The organism is Escherichia sp. B1147, from assembly GCF_001660175.1.
In the GTDB taxonomy this organism is placed as follows: domain Bacteria; phylum Pseudomonadota; class Gammaproteobacteria; order Enterobacterales; family Enterobacteriaceae; genus Escherichia; species Escherichia whittamii.
This window is the reverse complement of sequence record NZ_LFHY01000006.1, coordinates 77,462-98,988: the sequence shown is the minus strand read 5'-3', so window position 1 is coordinate 98,988 and position 21,527 is coordinate 77,462. Positions and strand designations below refer to the sequence as shown.

The window sequence follows — 21,527 nt, the reverse complement described above, 5'->3', positions numbered from 1 at the left end:
GCCTACAAAGTTGCAGCAATCTTTTGAATTTACAAACTGTTGTAGGCCTGATAAGGCATTCATGCCGCATCCGGCATGAATAAAACGCACGTATTCGCGATTAATCGCGGAAGTTTTTGAACTGGAACGGCTGACCGAGATCGCCACCGCGAACCATCGCCATGACAGCCTGCAAATCATCGCGAGATTTGCCCGTTACGCGGATCTCATCGCCCTGAATTTGCGCCTGCACTTTCAGTTTACTGTCTTTGATCATCTTAACGATTTTCTTCTGGGTCGCGCTTTCAATGCCCTGTTTCAGTTTCGCTTCCACAAACCAGGTTTTACCGCTATGAACGATATTTTCCGGTACATCCAGCGAACTGCCTTCAATGCCGCGCTTCAGCAGCTTGGCACGCAGAATATCCAGCAACTGATTGACCTGGAAATCGGACTCGCTCAACACTTTGATGGTTTTGCTGGCGTCGTTCAGCTCAAATGAGGCTTCAACGTTACGGAAGTCAAAACGGGACTCCACTTCGCGGCTCGCGTTATCTACCGCGTTACGCGCTTCCTGAAGATCAACTTCAGAAACAATATCGAAAGATGGCATCTTTTCCTCTCCCTTCATTTTTGATGCGAAGCATAATACCTGCAAAGTTAAATAACCGACAGTCCTGCACCAGGACGTATCCCTTAATTGTGCATAGTCACAACAGCATGCACAATTAAGGGATAGCCTTATTGAACACCCGGAGTGGTTGCGGGTGAGGAGGAACAATGAAAATTACCGTATTGGGATGCGGTGCCTTAGGGCAATTATGGCTTACAGCACTTTGCAAACAGGGGCACGAAGTTCAGGGCTGGCTGCGCGTGCCGCAACCTTATTGTAGCGTGAATCTGGTTGAGACTGACGGTTCGATATTTAACGAATCGCTGACCGCTAACGATCCCGATTTTCTGGCCACCAGCGATCTGCTACTGGTGACGCTGAAAGCCTGGCAGGTTTCCGATGCCGTCAAAAGCCTCGCGTCCACACTGCCTGTAACCACGCCAATACTGTTAATTCACAACGGCATGGGCACCATCGAAGAGTTGCAAAACATTCAGCAACCGTTACTGATGGGCACCACCACCCATGCGGCGCGGCGCGACGGCAATGTCATTATTCATGTGGCAAACGGTATTACGCATATTGGTCCGGCCCGTCAACAGGATGGCGATTACAGCTATCTGGCGGATATTTTGCAGACTGTGTTACCTGATGTCGCCTGGCATAACAATATTCGCGCCGAGCTATGGCGCAAGCTGGCAGTCAACTGTGTGATTAATCCACTGACCGCCATCTGGAATTGCCCGAACGGTGAACTACGCCATCATCCGCAAGAAATTATGCAGATATGCGAAGAAGTCGCGGCAGTGATCGAACGCGAAGGGCATCATACTTCAGCAGAAGATTTGCGTGATTACGTGATGCAGGTAATTGATGCTACAGCGGAAAATATCTCGTCGATGTTGCAGGATATCCGCGCGCTGCGCCACACTGAAATCGACTATATCAATGGTTTTCTCTTACGCCGCGCCCGCGCGCATGGGATTGCCGTACCGGAAAACACCCGCCTGTTTGAAATGGTAAAAAGAAAGGAGAGTGAATATGAGCGCATCGGCACTGGTTTGCCTCGCCCCTGGTAGTGAAGAGACTGAAGCGGTCACCGCTATCGACCTGTTGGTTCGCGGTGGTATTAATGTCACCACTGCCAGCGTCGCCAGCGATGGTAACCTTGCGATTACCTGCTCGCGCGGCGTGAAGCTGCTGGCGGATGCGCCGCTGGTCGAAGTTGCCGATGGCGAATATGACGTGATCGTACTGCCTGGTGGCATTAAAGGCGCGGAGTGTTTTCGTGATAACACTCTGCTTGTTGAAACTGTCAAACAGTTCCACCGTTCCGGGCGTATCGTCGCGGCTATTTGTGCCGTGCCAGCCACAGTGCTGGTGCCTCATGATATCTTCCCGATTGGCAATATGACCGGCTTCCCAACGCTGAAAGACAAAATTCCCGCTGAACAATGGCAGGACAAGCGCGTCGTCTGGGATGCACGTGTAAAACTGCTGACCAGCCAGGGGCCAGGTACAGCTATCGACTTTGGTCTGAAAATTATCGACCTGCTGGCTGGGCGCGAGAAAGCCCATGAAGTGGCATCACAACTGGTGATGGCGGCAGGGATTTATAATTATTACGAGTAGTGTCGGATGCGGTAAGCGTCGCATCTGGCCAGATGCGACGTAAAAACCACCAATTACGGGCGATACACCTTCACATTCTTAAAGCCCTGCTCGCGCAGATAGAGCGCCTGCAGACGGCTCATCACCCCACGCTCACACCACAACAGCCAGGTTTTGTTCTGGTCGAGATCGCCAAATTTGGTGCTCAGTTTATAGAACGGCAGAGAAACCACGTCGATGCCTTCAACTTTCAGCGGCTTATCTTCTTGTTCATCGATAGAACGGATATCGAGGATCACGTCGTTCGGGCCGAAACCATTGACGGTTTCCACTTCAACCACTTCCTGCTCGGTCTGCTGGGCGATTTCGCGGATATCAACGTTATTCGCTTCCTCAACCACTTTATCGAGAATGCTGAAGTCGAACTTCTCTTCTTCCGCTTCAATCTTCGACTTAACCGCTTTCACCGTCGGGCTTTTGGAGATCACGCCGCAATATTCCGGCATGGTGCGGGCAAAATCTTCAGTGCCAATCTGGCGAGCCAGGTTGATGATGTGTTCTTTGTCGTAAGAGATCAGCGGACGCAGGATCAGCGTATCGGAGACATTATCAATTAAACGCAGATTAGTCAGGGTCTGGCTGGACACCTGTCCCAGCGCCTCGCCGGTCACCAGTGCCTGTACGCCGTAACGTTCAGCCACTTTCGACGCGGCACGCACCATCATACGCTTGAGGATAACGCCCATCTGACCGTCGTCGATTTTCTCGAGAATTTCCCCGACTACCGGTTCGAAATTAATGGCGACAAAACGCACGCGGTGGGAGCTGCCAAAGCGATTCCACAGATAATGCGCCACCTGACGCACGCCAATTTCGTGTGCCGCGCCGCCGAGATTAAAGAAGCAGTAATGCACGCGGCAGCCGCGACGCATCAACATATAGCTGGAAACTCCGGAGTCAAAACCGCCGGAAATGAGCGACAATACATCTTCCTGAGTGCCGATCGGGAAACCGCCAATGCCTTCGTAGCGGCCTTTGATCAGCAGGAGACGATCGTCTTCGACTTCCAGATGGACAGTCACATCTGGATTCGTCAGCTTCACGCGTGCGGATTCAATATGTTGATTCAAACCGCCACCGACGTAACGTTCTACATCAATTGAGCTAAAATCATGCTTACCGCGGCGCTTCACGCGCACGCAGAAGGTTTTGCCTTCCAGCTGATCGCGATACTGAACCAACGCTTTCTCAAAAATATCGTGCATGTCGGTAAACGGCACGTCTTCGACTTCGAGAATATGGTGGATACCCGGAATGCGAGTCAGGGCGTCGCGGATGGCCAGACGCTGGTTTTCATCTTTCGCGCGAACTTCGATGTTATCCCAGTGGCGGACAACAGCGAGCGTCTCATCATAGTGCTTTAAAACGTTACGAATGTTCCCGGTAAGGATTTTTATAAAGCGCAAGCGCACAGATTGGCTCTTGATGGTGATTTCCGGGAACAATTTAATGATAAACTTCATGGCGGCAATGGTTCGTTGGCAAGTCTTAAGCGACTTGTTTAGGGAAAAATACAGCAGCCCACACCTGCGGCTGCATCCAGGCGCGGAAGTATACCACTAACATCGCTTTGCTGCGCACATCACCTTACCATTGCGCGTTATTTGCTATTTGCCCTGAGTCCGTTACCATGACGGGGCTAAAAATATTGAGAGTCAGACATTCATTATGCCGAAGAAAAATGAGGCGCCCGTCAGCTTTGAAAAGGCGCTGGGCGAGCTGGAACAGATTGTGACCCGTCTGGAAAGTGGCGACCTACCGCTGGAAGAGGCGCTGAACGAGTTCGAACGCGGCGTGCAGCTGGCACGTCAGGGGCAGGCCAAATTGCAACAAGCCGAACAGCGTGTACAAATTTTGCTGTCCGACAATGAAGACGCCTCTCCAACCCCTTTTACACCGGACAATGAGTAATGGACTTTCCGCAGCAACTCGAAGCCTGCGTTAAGCAGGCCAACCAGGCGCTGAGCCGTTATATCGCCCCACTGCCCTTTCAGAACACTCCCGTGGTCGAAACCATGCAGTATGGCGCATTATTAGGTGGTAAGCGCCTGCGGCCTTTCCTGGTCTATGCCACTGGTCAGATGTTCGGCGTAAGCATGAACACCCTGGACGCACCCGCCGCCGCCGTAGAGTGTATCCACGCTTACTCATTAATTCATGATGATTTACCGGCAATGGATGATGACGATCTGCGTCGCGGTTTACCAACCTGTCATGTGAAGTTTGGTGAAGCCAACGCAATTCTCGCTGGCGATGCTCTGCAAACGCTGGCGTTCTCGATTTTAAGCGATGCCGATATGCCGGAAGTGTCGGACCGCGACAGAATTTCGATGATTTCTGAACTGGCGAATGCCAGCGGTATTGCCGGAATGTGCGGCGGTCAGGCATTAGATTTAGATGCGGAAGGCAAACACGTACCTCTGGACGCACTCGAGCGTATTCATCGTCATAAAACAGGCGCATTGATTCGCGCCGCCGTTCGCCTTGGTGCATTAAGCGCCGGAGATAAAGGACGTCGTGCTCTGCCAATTCTCGACAAGTATGCAGAGAGCATCGGCCTTGCCTTCCAGGTTCAGGATGACATCCTGGATGTGGTGGGAGATACTGCAACGTTGGGAAAACGTCAGGGTGCCGACCAGCAACTTGGCAAAAGTACCTACCCTGCACTTCTGGGTCTTGAGCAAGCCCGGAAGAAAGCCCGGGATCTGATCGACGATGCCCGCCAGTCACTGAAACAACTGGCTGAACAGTCACTCGATACCTCGGCACTGGAAGCGCTAGCGGACTACATCATCCAGCGTAATAAATAAACAATAAGTATTAATAGGCCCCTGATGAGTTTTGATATTGCCAAATACCCGACCCTGGCACTGGTCGACTCCACCCAGGAGTTACGACTGTTGCCAAAAGAGAGTTTACCGAAACTCTGCGACGAACTGCGCCGCTATTTACTCGACAGCGTGAGCCGTTCCAGCGGGCACTTCGCCTCCGGGCTGGGCACGGTCGAACTGACCGTGGCGCTGCACTACGTCTATAACACTCCCTTTGACCAGTTAATCTGGGATGTAGGACATCAGGCTTATCCGCATAAAATTTTGACCGGACGCCGCGACAGAATCGGCACCATCCGTCAGAAAGGCGGCCTGCACCCGTTCCCGTGGCGCGGCGAAAGTGAATATGACGTATTAAGCGTCGGGCATTCATCAACCTCCATCAGTGCCGGAATTGGTATTGCTGTTGCTGCTGAAAAAGAAGGCAAGAATCGCCGCACCGTCTGCGTGATTGGCGACGGTGCGATTACCGCTGGCATGGCGTTTGAAGCGATGAACCACGCGGGCGATATCCGTCCTGATATGCTGGTGGTCCTCAACGACAATGAAATGTCGATTTCCGAAAATGTTGGCGCGCTCAACAACCATCTGGCGCAGCTGCTTTCCGGTAAGCTTTACTCTTCATTGCGTGAAGGCGGGAAAAAAGTTTTCTCTGGCGTGCCGCCCATTAAAGAGCTGCTCAAACGTACCGAAGAACATATTAAAGGCATGGTGGTGCCTGGCACGTTGTTTGAAGAGCTGGGCTTTAACTACATCGGCCCGGTTGACGGTCACGATGTGCTGGGGCTTATCACCACGCTTAAGAACATGCGCGACCTGAAAGGCCCGCAGTTCCTGCATATCATGACCAAAAAAGGTCGTGGTTATGAACCGGCAGAAAAAGACCCTATCACCTTCCACGCCGTGCCTAAATTTGATCCCTCCAGCGGTTGTTTGCCGAAAAGTAGCGGTGGCCTGCCGAGCTATTCAAAAATCTTTGGCGACTGGTTATGCGAAACCGCGGCGAAAGACAACAAGCTGATGGCGATTACGCCGGCGATGCGCGAAGGTTCCGGCATGGTCGAGTTTTCACGTAAATTCCCGGATCGCTATTTTGATGTAGCGATTGCCGAACAACACGCGGTGACCTTTGCTGCTGGTCTGGCAATTGGTGGGTACAAACCGATCGTAGCAATTTACTCCACCTTCCTGCAACGCGCCTATGATCAGGTGCTGCATGACGTGGCAATTCAAAAGCTGCCGGTCCTGTTTGCCATCGACCGTGCGGGCATTGTTGGTGCTGACGGTCAAACCCACCAGGGTGCTTTTGATCTCTCTTACCTTCGCTGCATTCCGGAAATGGTCATTATGACCCCGAGCGATGAAAACGAATGTCGCCAGATGCTCTACACCGGCTATCACTATAACGATGGCCCCTCGGCGGTGCGCTACCCGCGCGGCAATGCCGTCGGCGTTGAGCTGACGCCACTGGAAAAACTACCGATTGGCAAAGGCATTGTGAAACGTCGTGGTGAAAAACTGGCGATCCTTAACTTCGGTACGCTGATGCCGGAAGCGGCAAAAGTCGCAGAGTCGCTGAACGCCACGCTGGTCGATATGCGTTTTGTGAAGCCGCTTGATGAAACGTTAATTCTGGAAATGGCCGCCAGCCACGAAGCGCTGGTAACCGTTGAAGAAAACGCCATTATGGGCGGCGCAGGCAGCGGCGTGAACGAAGTGCTGATGGCACATCGTAAACCCGTGCCAGTGCTGAATATTGGCCTGCCGGACTTCTTTATTCCACAAGGAACTCAGGAAGAAATGCGCGCCGAACTCGGCCTCGATGCCACCGGTTTGGAAGCCAAAATCAAGGCCTGGCTGGCATAATCCCTACTCCACTCCTGCTATGCTTAAGAAATTATTCATGGCAGGAGTGGCAGCATGCAATACAACCCCTTAGGAAAAACCGACCTTCGCGTTTCCCGACTTTGCCTCGGCTGTATGACCTTTGGCGAGCCGGATCGCGGTAATCACGCATGGACACTGCCGGAAGAGAGCAGCCGTCCCATAATTAAACGCGCGCTGGAAGGCGGCATAAATTTCTTTGATACCGCCAATAGCTATTCTGACGGCAGCAGCGAAGAGATCGTCGGTCGCGCACTGAGGGATTTCGCCCGTCGCGATGACGTGGTCGTCGCGACAAAAGTTTTCCATCGCGTTGGTGATTTGCCAGAAGGTTTATCCCGCTCGCAAATTCTACGTTCTATTGACGACAGCCTGCAACGTCTCGGCATGGAGTATGTTGATATCCTGCAAATTCACCGCTGGGATTACAACACGCCGATTGAAGAGACGCTTGAAGCCCTGAATGACGTCGTAAAAGCCGGGAAAGCGCGTTATATCGGTGCGTCATCCATGCACGCCTCGCAGTTTGCTCAGGCGCTGGAACTGCAAAAACAGCACGGCTGGGCGCAGTTTGTCAGTATGCAGGATCACTACAATCTGATTTACCGCGAAGAAGAACGCGAGATGCTGCCGCTGTGTTATCAGGAGGGCGTGGCGGTGATCCCGTGGAGCCCGTTGGCGCGGGGTCGTCTGACACGCCCGTGGGGAGAAACCACTGCACGTTTGGTGTCTGATGAGGTGGGAAAAAATCTCTATAAAGAAAGCGATGAAAATGACGCGCAGATCGCAGAACGGTTAACTGGCGTCAGTGAAGAACTGGGCGCGACACGAGCACAGGTCGCGCTGGCCTGGTTGTTAAGCAAACCGGGCATTGCCGCACCGATTATCGGAACGTCGCGGGAAGAGCAGCTTGATGAATTGCTGAACGCGGTGGACATCACCTTGAAGCCGGAACAAATTGCCGAACTGGAAACGCCGTATAAACCGCATCCGGTGGTAGGTTTTAAATAGAAAGGTCGGCCTGATAAGACGCGACAAGCGTCCTATCAGGCATCGGTGCACAATCGCCGGATGCGGCGTGAACGCCTTATTCAGCCTACGACAGAATACCCAGCGGCCAGTGATGACCGATAAAGTACAGTATGCCAGCAGAAATCACCCCTGCGACAATATCGTCGATCATGATCCCCATACCACCATGCACATTGCGATCAAACCAGCGGATCGGCCACGGTTTCCACATATCCAGAATACGGAAAATAACAAACCCGGCGGCGACCCACTGCCAGTCATTGGTCGGCAGCGCCATCAGAGTGATCCACATGCCGATAAATTCGTCCCAGACGATACTGCCGTGATCGTGCACGCCCATATCTTTCGCGGTCTGATGGCAAAGATAAACGCCAATACAGATCCCCAGCATCACCACCAGAGAATAGAGCTGCCAGGGTAAAAAGGTCATCAGATACCAGAAGGGAATCGCCGCCAGCGACCCCATCGTGCCTGGAACGATCGGGCTTAACCCACTCCCGAATCCGACAGCAAGCAAATGCCACGGATTACTCATTTTCAGGCGACTTTTCGCGACATCTTTATGGCGTGGCAAAATGGTCATATCCTTTCCAGTCTAACGTGACAGGTTCGCCGTCACGAATAAAACAAAGCCCTTCGATATCGGCGGTCATTTGCCCGATACACGTAAACGGTACGCCAAGATGACCCAAAGCGACATCCAGCGCGCCACGGTTAAGTTCCGGCACAGTGAAACACAATTCGTAATCTTCGCCACCAGAGAGCGCCCAGCGCAACGCCTGTTCCGGTTCAACGTGGCGAGAAAGTGCGTCAGAAAACGGCAGCAATGTCAGATCAATACGTGCGCCGCAGTCGCTGGCTTTCACGATATGCCCGAGATCGGAAATCAATCCATCAGAGAGATCGATGGCTGAATTCGCAAGATCGCGCAGCGCCTGTCCCTGTAAAATACGCGGCGATGGGCGGAGATGGCGTTTGATTAAGTAGTCCGCATCTTTAGCGTCGGCCATATGGAGACGGTTCTGCAAGAGAGCCAGTCCGGCGGCGCTATCGCCCGGCGTGCCGGTCACATAAATCCAGTCCCCCGGCTTTGCACCAGAACGCGTTAAGGCTCGTCCCATTGGGACAAAGCCGTGGATACCCAACGTCATCGACAGTGGTCCACGCGTGGTGTCGCCACCAATGAGTTGCATATCGTAATAATTGAGGAGCTCAAACAAACTGTCGCTGAAGGACTCAAGCCACGGTTCGTCTACGTCCGGTAAGGTTAATGCCAGCGTCAGCCAGGCCGGATCGGCACCCATTGCCGCCAGATCGCTTAAGTTTACCGCCAGTGCCTTATACGCCAGATCCGCAGGATCGATATCAGGGAGGAAATGGTTGCCCGCTACCAGCGTATCGGTACTGATCGCCAGAGTCTGTTTTTCGGGGATATTGAGAAGTGCGCAATCGTCGCCGATGCCCAGTTCGACATCAAGACGAGAACTTCTTACACGGTCAAAATAACGGGCAATCAGGGAGAACTCGCCACATGCCATACGTTATGCCTCAGCAGGTAAAAAAGAAAAGGCCGGCGAGTGCGGAACTGTTTTTCCGTTACTCTGCCGGCCTGGATATCACTTTTTGTTAGGGCGAATCACAGGTGCTGCTTTATCCAGTACGCCGTTGACGAACTTATGGCTGTCTTCTGCGCCGAACGATTTCGCCAGTTCGATCGCTTCGTTAATGGCCACTTTGTACGGCACATCGCTACGTTTAGACAGCTCGTACAGCGCAATGCGCAGTACCGCTTTTTCTACCTGGCCCAGCTCTTCCAGCAGGCGGGACAGGTATGGCTTCATCAGTCCGTCGAGGTATGCGGTGTTAGTCGCCACCCCGGCCAGCAGCTCACGGAAGTACAGGATGTCAACGTCTTTTACATCCTGTTCAGCCAGGAACTGGTATTCAACATCAGCGATGTCGTTCTGGGACAACTGCCAGGAGTAGAGCGCCTGGACGGCACACTCACGAGCGCGGCGACGAGCAGCAGGTTTCACGGATTTCCCCTTACTAATTTCAGGCCTTGATGGCTTTCAATACATTAATCATTTCAAGCGCGGTCAGTGCAGCTTCTGCACCTTTGTTGCCAGCTTTGGTGCCAGCACGTTCAATCGCTTGTTCAATGCTTTCAGTGGTCAACACCCCAAAAGCAACCGGAATTTCGCTATCCTGGGCAACATGCGCCAGGCCGTTGCTTGCACCGCCAGCCACGTATTCAAAGTGGGCAGTGCCACCACGAATAACCGTCCCCAGCGCAATCACCGCGTCGTATTTACCGGTTTTAGCCAGTGCACCAGCCGCCAGCGGCAGCTCGTAGGCACCAGGCACCCAAACAACGGTAATGTTTTCATCTTTTACCTGACCGATACGTTTCAGTGCGTCAATCGCACCTTCCAGCAGGCTGTCATTGATAAAGTTGTTGAAACGCGCAATGGTGATGGCGACGCGAGCGTCCGGGGTAGCAACGTTAGCTTCAATAATGTTCATTTTCTTCCTTCGGGTTCGAGTATGGCCCCGCAGGGGGGCGGATTTTAGCATAATATTTCGTGCGCTGCTTCCCTTTCGAGCCGGGAGATCATGCACCCACTAAATGCAGGCAAACATCCGGGCCTACATGACGTATCTCTTTGAATTTAAATTGGGGGGCGTCGGCTAATTTCTCAAGCCCCGGCAGCGTACATAATCCGCGGGCGTCGCTACCTAATAGTTTAGGTGCGATATAGACAATCAGCTCATCGACTAAACCAGCCTGTAGCAATGCACCAGCGAGCGTTGGCCCCGCTTCCACCCAGATACTGTTAATCTGTTGCTTGCCGAGTTGCATCATCAGCACAACCAGATCCAGATGATCTTTATGCTCTGGAATCAGCAATGTACGCACCGTTTCCGGCCATTCACGAGAATCTTCCTGTGTACGCGCAAACCAGGTTTCGCCCGGCTGTTGCACGATTCGGTGTTCCGGCGTTACGCGATTTTGGCTATCAATGACTATCCGTACCGGCTGACGTAGATTTTGTTGCGGATAGAGCGCCTGAGTTTGTTCATCCAGTTCAGACCAACGCACCGTTAAGGCTGGATCGTCTGCCAGCACCGTGGCGCTGCTGGTTAAAATGGCATGACTTTGCGCGCGCAGACGTTGTACATCGCGCCGCGCCTGAGGTGAAGTGATCCACTGGCTTTCACCGCTGGCCATCGCTGTGCGGCCATCTAGTGACGCGCCAAGTTTCAACTGGATATAAGGAAAGCCGGTGCGCATCCGCTTGAGGAAGCCTTTATTCAATTGCTCGGCTTCACTCATCATCAGGCCGTGGCTGACGTCAATGCCGGCCTGTTGCAAACGGTAAAGTCCACGCCCAGCGACCTGCGGATTAGGGTCCTGCATCGCAGCAACCACGCGCGCAACGCCAGCAGCAATTAATGCGTCACAACAAGGTGGTGTACGACCATGATGACTACAAGGTTCGAGTGTCACATACGCCGTTGCGCCTTTGGCTTTTTCACCTGCCATGCGCAACGCGTGTACCTCGGCATGCGGTTCGCCCGCGCGGTGATGGTAACCTTCACCGACAATTTCGCCATCTTTCACAATGACGCAACCGACATTCGGATTAGGGTGAGTGGTGAAGCGTCCTCGTTGCGCCAGCTTTAGCGCCCGCGCCATGTATAACTCGTCCTGCACGGTTTAATCCTCCAGGCGCGCAATCTCTTCGCCAAATTCTTTGATATCTTCGAAACTGCGATAGACAGAGGCAAAACGGATATAGGCGACTTTATCGAGCTTTTTCAATTGCTCCATCACCAGATTGCCAATCATTTTGCTCGGCACTTCGCGCTCACCGGTGGCGCGGAGTTGCGATTTAATATGGTTGATCGCCATTTCGACGTCATCGGAACTCACCGGACGTTTTTCCAGCGCCCGCAGCATTCCGCTACGCAATTTTTCTTCATTAAACGGTTCGCGCACGTCGTTGCTTTTCACGACACGCGGCATAACCAGTTCCGCCACTTCAAAAGTAGTGAAACGTTCATTACACACCAGACACTGCCGACGGCGGCGTACGGAAGAGCCCTCGCTCACGAGACGAGAGTCAATTACCTTAGTGTCCACGGCGAAACAGAATGGGCAATGCATACGGCGTCCTGACCAGGTGATTAATAGAAATCTATTTTACCCTGAACTGACGATACAACAAAGGCGCAACGCTTTTGAGATAAAGGATCGATGCTTTCACGGCTTTAAGCCTCTACCATTAGACTTACTGTGACGAGAAAGGGACTACCTATGAACATTAACGTATGTTTTCGACTACTCCTGCTGGGAAGCCTGTTCAGCCTGAACGCCTGCGTACAGCAAAGCGAAGTGCGCCAGATGAAACACAGCGTCAACACGTTGAATAAAGAGATGACTCAGCTCAACAAAGAAACCGTCAAAATCACCCAGCAAAATACGCTAAACGCAAAATCCAGTAGTGGGGTATACCTGTTGCCAGGTGCAAATACACCGGCACGACTGGAAAGCCAAATTGGCACTTTACGTATGTCGCTGGTGAATATTGCGCCAAATGCAGATGACACCACTTTGACGTTACGGATTCAGGGCGAGTCCAATGATCCCTTACCCGCTTTCAGTGGAACCGTTGAATATGGGCAAATTCAGGGAACAACTGACAACTTTCAGGAAGTCAATGTGCAGAATCAATTGATTAACGCACCTGCCAGCGTCCTCGCTCCGAGCGATGTTGACATTCCGTTACAGTTAAATGGCATTTCAACAGACCAGTTAGGTTTTGTTCGCATCCACGACATTCAACCTGTTATGCAGTAAACGTTTTTCGGGGCGTTTTGTGCGTCCCGCAACATCCCCCCCTTCATTTTGTTACTCTGCTTACATCACCTGGATTGATAGTAAAAGTTTGCAACAAGGGTGAAAGTCAGTACAATTCCCGCCCGAATATGTGTATTCGTGAACGCAATCGATTACGTAAATGATAGAACTGTGAAATACAACATATTTTTGTGAGCAATGATTTTTATAATAGGCTCCTCTGTAATAGGAAATATTTAGAAACGCAATTTGCGCCTTTTTCACTCCCGCAAGGGATTTTCAAATAGTGGCATACATATGAAAAAAACATTACTGGCGGCCGGTGCGGTACTGGCGCTCTCTTCGTCTTTTACTGTCAACGCAGCTGAAAACGATAAACCGCAGTACCTTTCCGACTGGTGGCACCAGAGCGTTAACGTAGTTGGTAGCTATCACACTCGTTTCGGACCGCAGATCCGTAACGATACTTACCTGGAATATGAAGCATTCGCTAAAAAAGACTGGTTCGATTTCTATGGTTACGCGGATGCGCCGGTATTCTTCGGCGGTAACTCCGATGCCAAAGGTATCTGGAACCACGGTTCTCCGCTGTTTATGGAAATCGAACCGCGTTTCTCCATCGACAAGCTGACCAATACTGATCTTAGCTTCGGTCCGTTCAAAGAGTGGTACTTCGCGAACAACTACATTTACGACATGGGTCGTAACAAAGATGGTCGCCAGAGCACCTGGTATATGGGTCTGGGTACTGACATCGACACGGGTCTGCCGATGAGCCTGTCCATGAACGTGTATGCGAAATACCAGTGGCAGAACTACGGCGCAGCGAACGAAAACGAGTGGGACGGTTACCGTTTCAAAATTAAATACTTTGTGCCGATTACCGATCTGTGGGGCGGTCAGTTAAGCTACATCGGTTTCACCAACTTCGACTGGGGTTCCGATCTGGGTGATGACAGCGGTAACGCAATGAATGGTATTAAGACGCGTACCAATAACTCCATCGCTTCCAGCCATATTCTGGCTCTGAACTACGATCACTGGCACTACTCTGTCGTTGCACGTTACTGGCATGACGGTGGTCAGTGGAACGATGATGCAGAGCTAAACTTCGGTAACGGCAACTTCAACGTTCGCTCTACCGGTTGGGGTGGTTACCTGGTGGTAGGTTACAACTTCTGATTGTGAAAATGCCGGATCTTGTATCCGGCATTTTAGATTGTAGACAACGTACGCTTTGTTCATGCCGGATGCGGCGTAAACGCCTTATCCGGCCTACAAAAGCTACAAAAGCACGCAAATTCAATATATTGATGAGATTATGTAGGCCAGATAAGGCGTAGCGCATCAGGCAATTTTACGTTTGTCATCAATCTCAAACAGCGGATTTTATATCCGGCATTTTTTATCACTTCTTCTTATTCATCATCGCTTTTAAATCAGCAAACGGGTTGTATTTCGCTTCACCGACATCTTTCTGCGCATCTTCCCCGGCGATAACTGTCGTACCATACTGATCCGCTTCGGTATATTTCGAATGCTCATGATCGTGGCAATAGAGACAAAGCAATTCCCAGTTACTACCATCTTCCGGGTTATTGGTATGGTCATGATCGATATGGTGCACAGTTAGCTCACGCAAGTTGGAATAGACAAACTCGCGGGAACAGCGACCGCAGACCCACGGATAGAGCTTTAATGCTTTTTCGCGATAGCCGCTTTCTAACCGCGCATAGTTTTTTGGGATGATAGCCATGAAAAGTTACCTGGATGAAATGTAGGGTTACGCGCAGTTTCCCAAGATGGGGAGATTTTCGCAATCCTGAGTAAATAAATTCTCACATTACCAGTGACGGCGAGGTTCCATCTGCTGATGAAGAATTCGCGCAATGAGGATGTCATCTACTCTTATAACGTAATAAATAGTGTGAAACCTAAATGCGATCTTCTTTACCTCTGGAACCGCATCATAGTCTTGCCCTATCTCGGGCATTTGAGAGAGTGTATCCAGAAAAATGCCGAGAGAGTCGGTATAGCAATCCGCCTGCTCCTCACCAAACTTTCCCAGCGTGTAGTCATAGATCCCTCTGAAATCTTCAACAGCTTTTCCGCTAAGCTTATACACGATGTTTTTGCTTCCTTTCTGCTGCGATATCACGAAGCGTCATCGAACTTTCACCACTCTCAAGACCTTCAATAACAGCATTTCTAACAGCTTCATCCCTGGATTCTTGTTGTTCCAATAGACGAAGTGCCGAACGCATTACTTCACTGGCCGAGCCATAACGACCAGACTGGACCATCCGGGTAATGAAACTATCTAATTGTTCGCCAACGCTTACTGAGGTAATTTTGCGCATAAGCGATCTCCACGTATTAACTATTAATACAAAGTATATGTCAGAACTCTTTCTACAACCAAAGCTGTATTCAGTTGAATGTGCGGCAGGCGAAAAAAAACCGCAGCGCCAAAACGCCACGGTTTTTTTAACTGAACTGATTTAAAACACCCTTAAGGCAGAATTGACGGCTGATCCGCCCCTTCTTTTTCCACTTTCTGCTGCAGCATGTGTTCGCGCTTCATACCCAGTTTCAGAGCCAACGCAGATGCTACATAGATGGAAGACGCGGTACCGATGGTTACACCGATAAGCATGGTCAACGAGAAACCTTCCAGCACCGGGCCACCGAAGAGATACAGCATCAGGATAACCATCAAGGTGGTACCGGATGTGATCAAGGTACGGTGCAGCGTCTGAGTCAGCGACACGTTAAAGATTTCGTAAGGCGTACCGCGACGGATTTTGCGGAAGTTTTCACGAATACGGTCCGACACCACGATACTGTCGTTAAGCGAGTAACCGATAACCGACATCAACGATGCCACAATGGTCAGGTCTATCTCGATATGGAATAACGACAAAATACCCAGCGTAATGATAACGTCGTGCGCCAGTGCGATAACGACCCCTGCCGCCAGTCGCCACTCAAAACGGAAACCAACGTAGACAAGGATAGACAGCAACGCTGCCATCAGCGCCATCGCGCCGGTTTGCGCAAGGTCTGCCCCCACGCTCGGACCGACGAACTCAATACGCTTCACCGCCGCGTTCTGGTTAGTGGATTCGTTAATCACCTTCAGAACCTGGCTGCCCAGCACCTGACCGCCAGTTTCGCCTTCAGCAGGCGGCATGCGGACCATGATGTCGTGGCTGCTACCGAAGTTTTGCAGCATCGGCTCTTCAAAGCCCGCTTTCTGCAATGCATCACGCATTACGTCAATTTCAGCCGGTTTTTCGAGCGTAATTTCGATAACCGTACCACCGGTGAAATCCAGTCCCCAGTTAAAGCCGCGAACGCCCATAATGACGATAGCGGCAATTAACAGCAGACCAGAGATGCCAAAAGCCCAGTAGTCCCAGCGCATAAAGTCATAGACTTTACGGCCGTGGTTTAGTTGTTCAACAGTATATTCCTGTGCCACATCGCACTCCTCAGATTGACAGCTTCTTGACGCGCTTGCCGCCATATAGCAGGTTTACGATGGCACGCGTACCGACAATCGCGGTAAACATCGACGTCGCCACACCGATACCGGTAGTAATCGCGAACCCTTTAATTGCCCCGGTACCCACTGCATACAGGATGATGACTTTAATCAGCGTGGTGATGTTCGCATCGAAGATGGAACTGAATGCGCCACGATAACCTTCATCGATTGCCTGCTGAACAGTACGCCCATTGCTTAACTCTTCTTTAATACGTTCGTTGATCAGTACGTTCGCATCGACCGCTACCGCAAGGGTTAAGACGATACCCGCGATACCCGGCATACTCAGCGTCGCGCCAGGCAGCAGCGACATAATGCCGACAATCAAGATCAAGTTCGCAATCAGAGCACTGGTCGCAATCAGACCAAACTTCTTATAGAAGAGGATCATGAACAGAATAGAAACCAACAGACCGGCGAGACACGCCTCCAGCCCCTGTTCAATGTTCTGCATACCCAGGGTCGGGCCAATGGTACGTTCTTCAACAATCTGAATCGGTGCAATCAACGCACCGGCACGCAGCAGCAGCGACAGCTGACGCGCTTCGTTCGGGTTGTTGATACCGGTGATACGGAAGCTGTTACCCAGACGAGACTGGATATTCGCGATGTTAATCACCTCTTCCTGTTTCACCAGAACCGCACGACCGTTAGCATCTTTCTTGCCGCTGTCTTTGTACTCCACAAACAGGGTCGCCATCGGTTTACCGATGTTGTCCTTAGTGAAGTTAGACATGATGTTACCACCTGCGCTGTCGAGCGAGATGTTAACCTGCGGCTGGTTGTATTCGTCCTGGCTGGAAGTGGAGTCGGTGATATGATCACCGGTCAGAATCACGCGTTTGTACAGCACAACCGGCTGACCTTCGCGGGTCTGTTTCACTTCAGAGTCTCCCGGTACACGGCCAGATGCGGCAGCGGCCTGGTCAACGTTGGTGTTTACCAGACGGAACTCCAGCGTCGCGGTCGCGCCAAGAATCTCTTTCGCACGAGCGGTATCCTGAATACCTGGCAGTTCAACAACGATACGATCTGCGCCCTGACGTTGTACTACAGGCTCCGCCACACCAAGCTGGTTTACACGGTTACGCAGGATGTTAATGTTCTGCTGCACCGCATATTCACGCGCTTCACTTAGACGCGCATCGCTCATGACCGCGCGCAGCTGATTGCTGCCCTGGCTGCTAATGACCAGATCGGGATGGCGTTTGCTCAGATACGCAATGGCTTCATCACGGGCGTTGCCATCGCGGAAAGTGATGCTCAGACCGTAATTATTTTCTTTACGAACAGTGGTATACGGGATGCCTTTTTCACGCAGGTCGCTGCGCAGGCTATCGATATTTTGTTCCTGGAGCTTGCCAAGCGCGGTGTCCATATCCACTTCCATCAGGAAGTGAACGCCGCCACGCAGGTCAAGACCGAGCTTCATCGGTTCAGCGTGAATAGCTGCCAGCCAGCGCGGCGTTGCCGGGGCAAGGTTAAGCGCCACGACGTATTTGTCACCCATAACGCCCATTAATGCTTCACGAGCGCGTAACTGGGTGTCAGTGGAGTCGAAGCGCGCAAGAATAGCGCCCTCTTCCAGTGCCACAGACTTAGCAGTTATTTTTTCTTCTTGTAACGTTTTCTGGACCTGGATCAGCGTTTGCTCACTGGCGGCGACTCCGCGCGCGCCAGTGATCTGAACAGCCGGATCCTCACCAAACAGGTTGGGAAGCGCATACAGCAGACCGATGACAATCACCACGATCAGCATGACGTACTTCCACAAAGGATAACGGTTTAACACGGCAATTCCCTTAGGGAAAAATTTTAATTACAGCGCCTTCATGGTGCCTTTCGGCAGAACGGCGGCTACGAAGTCACGTTTAATAACTACTTCAGTGGTATCATTCAGCGCGATAGCAATGTAGCCGTTTTCTGCTACTTTGGTTACGCGACCGACCAGGCCACCGTTCGTCAGCACTTCATCACCTTTCGCGATGGAGTCCATCAGCTTTTTGTGTTCTTTGGTGCGCTTCTGCTGTGGGCGCAGGATCATGAAATAGAAAATCAGACCGAATACCACCAGCATCAAAATCAAAGACATCGGGCTACCTTGTGCCGGAGCACCCGTTGCCGCTACCGCATCAGAAATAAAAAAGCTCATTAAATTTCCCTCATTATTAATATTAATCAACGTTCAAAGGTGGTACTTCTCGCCCCTGACGCTGGTAAAAATCAGCTACGAAGCTCTCTAATTTACCCTCTTCAATAGCCTTGCGTAAACCCGCCATCAAACGCTGGTAATAACGAAGGTTATGAATGGTGTTGAGTCGCGCGCCTAATATTTCGTTGCAACGGTCGAGATGATGCAAGTAGGCACGTGAATAATTGCGACAAGTGTAGCAATCACACTCAGGATCGAGCGGCCCCGTGTCGCTCTTATACTTCGCATTGCGGATTTTCACCACGCCATCGGTCACGAACAGATGACCGTTACGCGCATTACGTGTTGGCATTACGCAGTCAAACATATCGATACCGCGACGCACGCCTTCAACCAGGTCTTCCGGTTTACCAACGCCCATCAGGTAACGCGGTTTGTCTGCCGGAATTTGCGGACACACATGCTCCAGAATACGGTGCATATCTGCTTTCGGCTCACCCACTGCCAGACCGCCGACAGCGTAGCCATCAAAACCGATATCTACCAGACCTTTAACAGAGATATCACGTAAATCTTCGTAAACGCTACCCTGAATGATACCAAACAACGCATTTTTGTTACCGAGGCTGTCAAAACGTTCGCGGCTACGCTTCGCCCAACGCAGCGACATCTCCATCGAACGTTTAGCGTAATCCCAGTCAGCAGGATACGGCGTACACTCGTCAAAAATCATGACGATGTCTGAGCCAAGATCGTATTGAATCTCCATCGATTTTTCAGGATCGAGGAAAATCGGGTCGCCGTTGATGGGGTTACGGAAGTGCACGCCCTGTTCGGTGATTTTACGGATGTCGCCAAGGCTGAAGACCTGGAAGCCGCCGGAGTCGGTAAGGATCGGGCCTTTCCACTGCATGAAATCGTGCAGGTCGCCATGCAACTTCATGATTTCCTGTCCTGGGCGCAGCCACAGGTGGAAAGTGTTGCCGAGAATAATTTGTGCGCCAGTGGCTTCAACTTCTTCCGGCGTCATCCCTTTTACGGTGCCGTAGGTGCCAACAGGCATAAAACAAGGCGTTTCCACTACGCCACGATCGAAGACCAGGCGGCCACGGCGTGCGCGACCGTCGGTGGTGTCCAGTTCAAATTTCATGTTTTCTCCACTACGTCAGAAAAACAGTCCAACGTTTAAACCTGCGCCGCGGAATTACTCCCCGACGCGCTCATTAATTGCCTGCGGATTGTACGTGATAAACATCGCATCACCGTAACTAAAAAAGCGATATTTCTCTTCTACCGCCGCTTTATAGGCGTTCATCGTGTGTTGATAACCGGCAAATGCTGAAACCAGCATAATCAGCGTTGACTCCGGCAGGTGAAAGTTAGTCACCAGCGCATCGACCACTTTGTACTGGAAGCCGGGATAGATAAAGATTTGTGTATCATCGAAAAACGGTTCAATCAGATCGTTTTTCGCCGCCTGGGCCGCGCTCTCAAGCGAGCGAACAGAGGTGGTGCCAACCGCAATCACCCGGTTACCGCGCGCTTTCGCCGCCAGCACCGCGTCTACCACATCCTGCGGCACTTCAGCGTATTCTGAGTGCATGATGTGGTCTTCAATGGTGTCGACACGTACCGGCTGGAACGTCCCCGCCCCCACGTGCAGGGTCACGAATGCCATCTCCACGCCTTTGGCGCGTAATTTTTCCAGCAGCGGTTCGTCAAAGTGCAGTCCGGCGGTCGGTGCTGCTACCGCGCCTGGTTTTTCGCTATAAACCGTTTGATAAAGTTCGCGGTCTGCATCTTCATCCGGACGGTCGATGTACGGCGGCAGTGGCATATGGCCGATGCTGTTGAGAATATCCAGCACCGAACGTTGATCATTAAATTCGACTTCAAACAGCGCGCCGTGACGAGCGGTCATTGTTGCTTTGATGCTTTCGTCATCGCCCAGAATCAGTTCAGCGCCCGGTTTTGGCGCTTTCGAGGCGCGAATATGCGCGAGAATGCGTTTGTCGTCGAGCATCCGCTCAACCAGCACTTCAATCTTGCCGCCGCTGGCTTTACGCCCAAACAGACGCGCCGGGATCACGCGGGTATTGTTAAAAACCAGAAGATCGCCAGGGTTGAGCTTGTCGAGTAAATCGGTGAAAGTACCGTGCGTCAGCGCGCCCGTCGGCCCGTCCAGCGACAGTAAACGACAGCTACTGCGTTCAGGCATTGGATAGTGGGCAATCAGGGATTCGGGCAATTCAAAGGAGAAATCTGTAACGCGCATGACACTGACTCAGACTAAAATAAGAGGCGGGTAGTCTAGTGCCGGGGCGCTCTCCCTGCAACCTTTACCCCCTTTGGATAGAATATAATCGATGAATTTTTTAGCTCACCTGCATTTAGCTCACCTGGCGGAAAGCTCGCTCTCTGGCAACTTACTGGCTGATTTTGTTCGCGGAAATCCTGACGAAAGTTTTCCGCCCGACGTGGTCGCAGGTATTCATATGCATCGGCGTATCGATGTGTTAACTGACAATCTGCCGGAAGTCCGCGAAGCGCGGGAGTGGTTTCGTAATGAAACGCGCCGTGTCGCGCCTATTACGCTGGATGTGATGTGGGATCACTTTCTTTCCCGCCACTGGTCGCAGCTGTCGCCCGATTTTCCGCTACAGGAATTTGTCTGTTATGCCCGCGAGCAAGTGCTTACCATTCTGCCGAACTCACCGCCGCGCTTTATTAATCTGAACAACTACTTATGGTCAGAGCAATGGCTGGTGCGCTATCGCGATATGGATTTCATCCAGAACGTGTTAAACGGCATGGCAAGCCGTCGCCCACGCCTGGATGCTCTGCGTGACTCCTGGTACGATTTAGACGCCCATTACGACGCCCTTGAAACCCGCTTCTGGCAGTTTTATCCGCGGATGATGGCGCAGGCTTCACGCAAAGCGTTATAAGGC

At 51.7% G+C, this 21,527-nt stretch carries 25 protein-coding genes; 9 read left to right on the top strand and 16 right to left on the bottom strand.

Annotated features, from left to right (window positions below; translation table 11 throughout):
- Positions 1-100: 100 nt before the first annotated feature.
- Complete coding sequence (gene yajQ / locus A9180_RS06230; RefSeq protein WP_001138904.1) at positions 101-592, bottom strand: nucleotide binding protein YajQ; 492 nt, start codon at positions 590-592, stop codon at positions 101-103.
- A 167-nt stretch (positions 593-759) separates the two neighbouring features.
- On the opposite strand from yajQ, the gene panE reads away from it, so the two are divergent.
- Positions 760-1,671 (top strand): 2-dehydropantoate 2-reductase, encoded by a 912-nt coding sequence (gene panE / locus A9180_RS06225; protein ID WP_000705865.1) that lies wholly within the window; start codon positions 760-762, stop codon positions 1,669-1,671.
- A complete protein-coding gene (gene yajL, locus A9180_RS06220; RefSeq protein WP_064527140.1) occupies positions 1,634-2,224 on the top strand; it encodes a protein deglycase YajL in 591 nt (196 codons plus the stop codon). The genes panE and yajL overlap by 38 nt, the downstream gene beginning before the upstream one ends.
- A gap of 53 nt (positions 2,225-2,277) precedes the next feature.
- On the opposite strand, the gene thiI is transcribed toward yajL, so the two are convergent.
- On the bottom strand, positions 2,278-3,726 hold the full coding sequence (gene thiI / locus A9180_RS06215; protein WP_021550342.1) for a tRNA uracil 4-sulfurtransferase ThiI: 1,449 nt from the start codon (positions 3,724-3,726) through the stop codon (positions 2,278-2,280).
- A 205-nt stretch (positions 3,727-3,931) separates the two neighbouring features.
- Between thiI and xseB the strand changes: the two genes are divergently transcribed.
- The 4 genes from xseB to yajO are packed head-to-tail and all read left to right on the top strand — an operon-like array spanning position 3,932 to position 7,989.
- Positions 3,932-4,174, top strand: coding sequence for an exodeoxyribonuclease VII small subunit (gene xseB, locus A9180_RS06210; protein WP_064527138.1), 243 nt, complete (start codon positions 3,932-3,934; stop codon positions 4,172-4,174).
- A complete protein-coding gene (ispA, locus tag A9180_RS06205; RefSeq protein WP_064527136.1) occupies positions 4,174-5,073 on the top strand; it encodes a (2E,6E)-farnesyl diphosphate synthase in 900 nt (299 codons plus the stop codon). Before xseB ends, ispA begins: the two co-directional genes overlap by 1 nt.
- 24 nt (positions 5,074-5,097) lie before the next feature.
- Positions 5,098-6,960, top strand: a complete 1,863-nt coding sequence (gene dxs, locus A9180_RS06200) for a 1-deoxy-D-xylulose-5-phosphate synthase (RefSeq protein WP_064527134.1) — start codon at positions 5,098-5,100, stop codon at positions 6,958-6,960.
- A 54-nt stretch (positions 6,961-7,014) separates the two neighbouring features.
- A complete protein-coding gene (gene yajO / locus A9180_RS06195; RefSeq protein WP_064527132.1) occupies positions 7,015-7,989 on the top strand; it encodes a 1-deoxyxylulose-5-phosphate synthase YajO in 975 nt (324 codons plus the stop codon).
- Between the two features lie 85 nt (positions 7,990-8,074).
- On the opposite strand, the gene pgpA is transcribed toward yajO, so the two are convergent.
- The 6 genes from pgpA to nrdR form a co-directional block, all read right to left on the bottom strand.
- Entirely contained in the window at positions 8,075-8,593 is a 519-nt protein-coding gene (gene pgpA, locus A9180_RS06190) for a phosphatidylglycerophosphatase A (RefSeq protein ID WP_000154044.1), read from the bottom strand.
- The gene (gene thiL / locus A9180_RS06185; RefSeq protein WP_064527129.1) at positions 8,571-9,548 is read right to left on the bottom strand and encodes a thiamine-phosphate kinase; all 978 of its coding nucleotides are present in this window, start codon (positions 9,546-9,548) and stop codon (positions 8,571-8,573) included. The genes pgpA and thiL overlap by 23 nt, the downstream gene beginning before the upstream one ends.
- A gap of 78 nt (positions 9,549-9,626) precedes the next feature.
- Positions 9,627-10,046: a transcription antitermination factor NusB gene (gene nusB / locus A9180_RS06180; RefSeq protein ID WP_000801121.1), complete on the bottom strand. Its 420-nt coding sequence runs from the start codon at positions 10,044-10,046 to the stop codon at positions 9,627-9,629.
- A 19-nt stretch (positions 10,047-10,065) separates the two neighbouring features.
- Complete coding sequence (gene ribE / locus A9180_RS06175) at positions 10,066-10,536, bottom strand: 6,7-dimethyl-8-ribityllumazine synthase (protein ID WP_001021161.1); 471 nt, start codon at positions 10,534-10,536, stop codon at positions 10,066-10,068.
- 88 nt (positions 10,537-10,624) lie between these two features.
- Entirely contained in the window at positions 10,625-11,728 is a 1,104-nt protein-coding gene (ribD, locus tag A9180_RS06170; protein ID WP_064527127.1) for a bifunctional diaminohydroxyphosphoribosylaminopyrimidine deaminase/5-amino-6-(5-phosphoribosylamino)uracil reductase RibD, read from the bottom strand.
- A gap of 3 nt (positions 11,729-11,731) precedes the next feature.
- Positions 11,732-12,181: a transcriptional regulator NrdR gene (nrdR, locus tag A9180_RS06165; RefSeq protein ID WP_064527125.1), complete on the bottom strand. Its 450-nt coding sequence runs from the start codon at positions 12,179-12,181 to the stop codon at positions 11,732-11,734.
- Positions 12,182-12,331: 150 nt separating this feature from the next.
- Here nrdR and A9180_RS06160 point away from each other — a divergent pair, with 150 nt between their 5' ends.
- Together A9180_RS06160 and tsx are read left to right on the top strand one after the other, a co-directional pair.
- The gene (locus A9180_RS06160) at positions 12,332-12,874 is read left to right on the top strand and encodes a DUF3251 domain-containing protein (RefSeq protein ID WP_064527123.1); all 543 of its coding nucleotides are present in this window, start codon (positions 12,332-12,334) and stop codon (positions 12,872-12,874) included.
- 297 nt (positions 12,875-13,171) lie between these two features.
- Positions 13,172-14,056: a nucleoside-specific channel-forming protein Tsx gene (gene tsx, locus A9180_RS06155; protein ID WP_064527121.1), complete on the top strand. Its 885-nt coding sequence runs from the start codon at positions 13,172-13,174 to the stop codon at positions 14,054-14,056.
- Between the two features lie 226 nt (positions 14,057-14,282).
- Here the strand turns inward: tsx and yajD are convergent, their stop codons facing one another.
- From yajD to queA, 8 genes are all read right to left on the bottom strand, one after another.
- Positions 14,283-14,630 carry an HNH nuclease YajD gene (gene yajD, locus A9180_RS06150; RefSeq protein WP_000974823.1) on the bottom strand — a complete coding sequence of 116 codons (348 nt, stop codon included), beginning with the start codon at positions 14,628-14,630 and terminating at the stop codon, positions 14,283-14,285.
- 87 nt (positions 14,631-14,717) lie between these two features.
- Positions 14,718-14,999 (bottom strand): type II toxin-antitoxin system RelE/ParE family toxin, encoded by a 282-nt coding sequence (locus tag A9180_RS06145; protein ID WP_064527119.1) that lies wholly within the window; start codon positions 14,997-14,999, stop codon positions 14,718-14,720.
- Positions 14,992-15,234, bottom strand: a complete 243-nt coding sequence (locus A9180_RS06140) for a type II toxin-antitoxin system ParD family antitoxin (RefSeq protein ID WP_001226938.1) — start codon at positions 15,232-15,234, stop codon at positions 14,992-14,994. The genes A9180_RS06145 and A9180_RS06140 overlap by 8 nt, the downstream gene beginning before the upstream one ends.
- Positions 15,235-15,386: 152 nt before the next feature.
- Positions 15,387-16,358, bottom strand: a complete 972-nt coding sequence (gene secF, locus A9180_RS06135; RefSeq protein WP_000046638.1) for a protein translocase subunit SecF — start codon at positions 16,356-16,358, stop codon at positions 15,387-15,389.
- Between the two features lie 10 nt (positions 16,359-16,368).
- Positions 16,369-18,216, bottom strand: a complete 1,848-nt coding sequence (gene secD / locus A9180_RS06130) for a protein translocase subunit SecD (RefSeq protein WP_064527117.1) — start codon at positions 18,214-18,216, stop codon at positions 16,369-16,371.
- A gap of 27 nt (positions 18,217-18,243) precedes the next feature.
- Complete coding sequence (gene yajC / locus A9180_RS06125; RefSeq protein ID WP_000007629.1) at positions 18,244-18,576, bottom strand: preprotein translocase subunit YajC; 333 nt, start codon at positions 18,574-18,576, stop codon at positions 18,244-18,246.
- 22 nt (positions 18,577-18,598) lie between these two features.
- Positions 18,599-19,726: a tRNA guanosine(34) transglycosylase Tgt gene (tgt, locus tag A9180_RS06120; RefSeq protein ID WP_000667317.1), complete on the bottom strand. Its 1,128-nt coding sequence runs from the start codon at positions 19,724-19,726 to the stop codon at positions 18,599-18,601.
- A 54-nt stretch (positions 19,727-19,780) separates the two neighbouring features.
- Positions 19,781-20,851 carry a tRNA preQ1(34) S-adenosylmethionine ribosyltransferase-isomerase QueA gene (gene queA / locus A9180_RS06115; RefSeq protein ID WP_064527115.1) on the bottom strand — a complete coding sequence of 357 codons (1,071 nt, stop codon included), beginning with the start codon at positions 20,849-20,851 and terminating at the stop codon, positions 19,781-19,783.
- Positions 20,852-20,942: 91 nt separating this feature from the next.
- Between queA and acpH the strand changes: the two genes are divergently transcribed.
- Complete coding sequence (acpH, locus tag A9180_RS06110) at positions 20,943-21,524, top strand: ACP phosphodiesterase (protein WP_064527113.1); 582 nt, start codon at positions 20,943-20,945, stop codon at positions 21,522-21,524.
- The last annotated feature ends 3 nt before the right edge of the window (positions 21,525-21,527 follow it).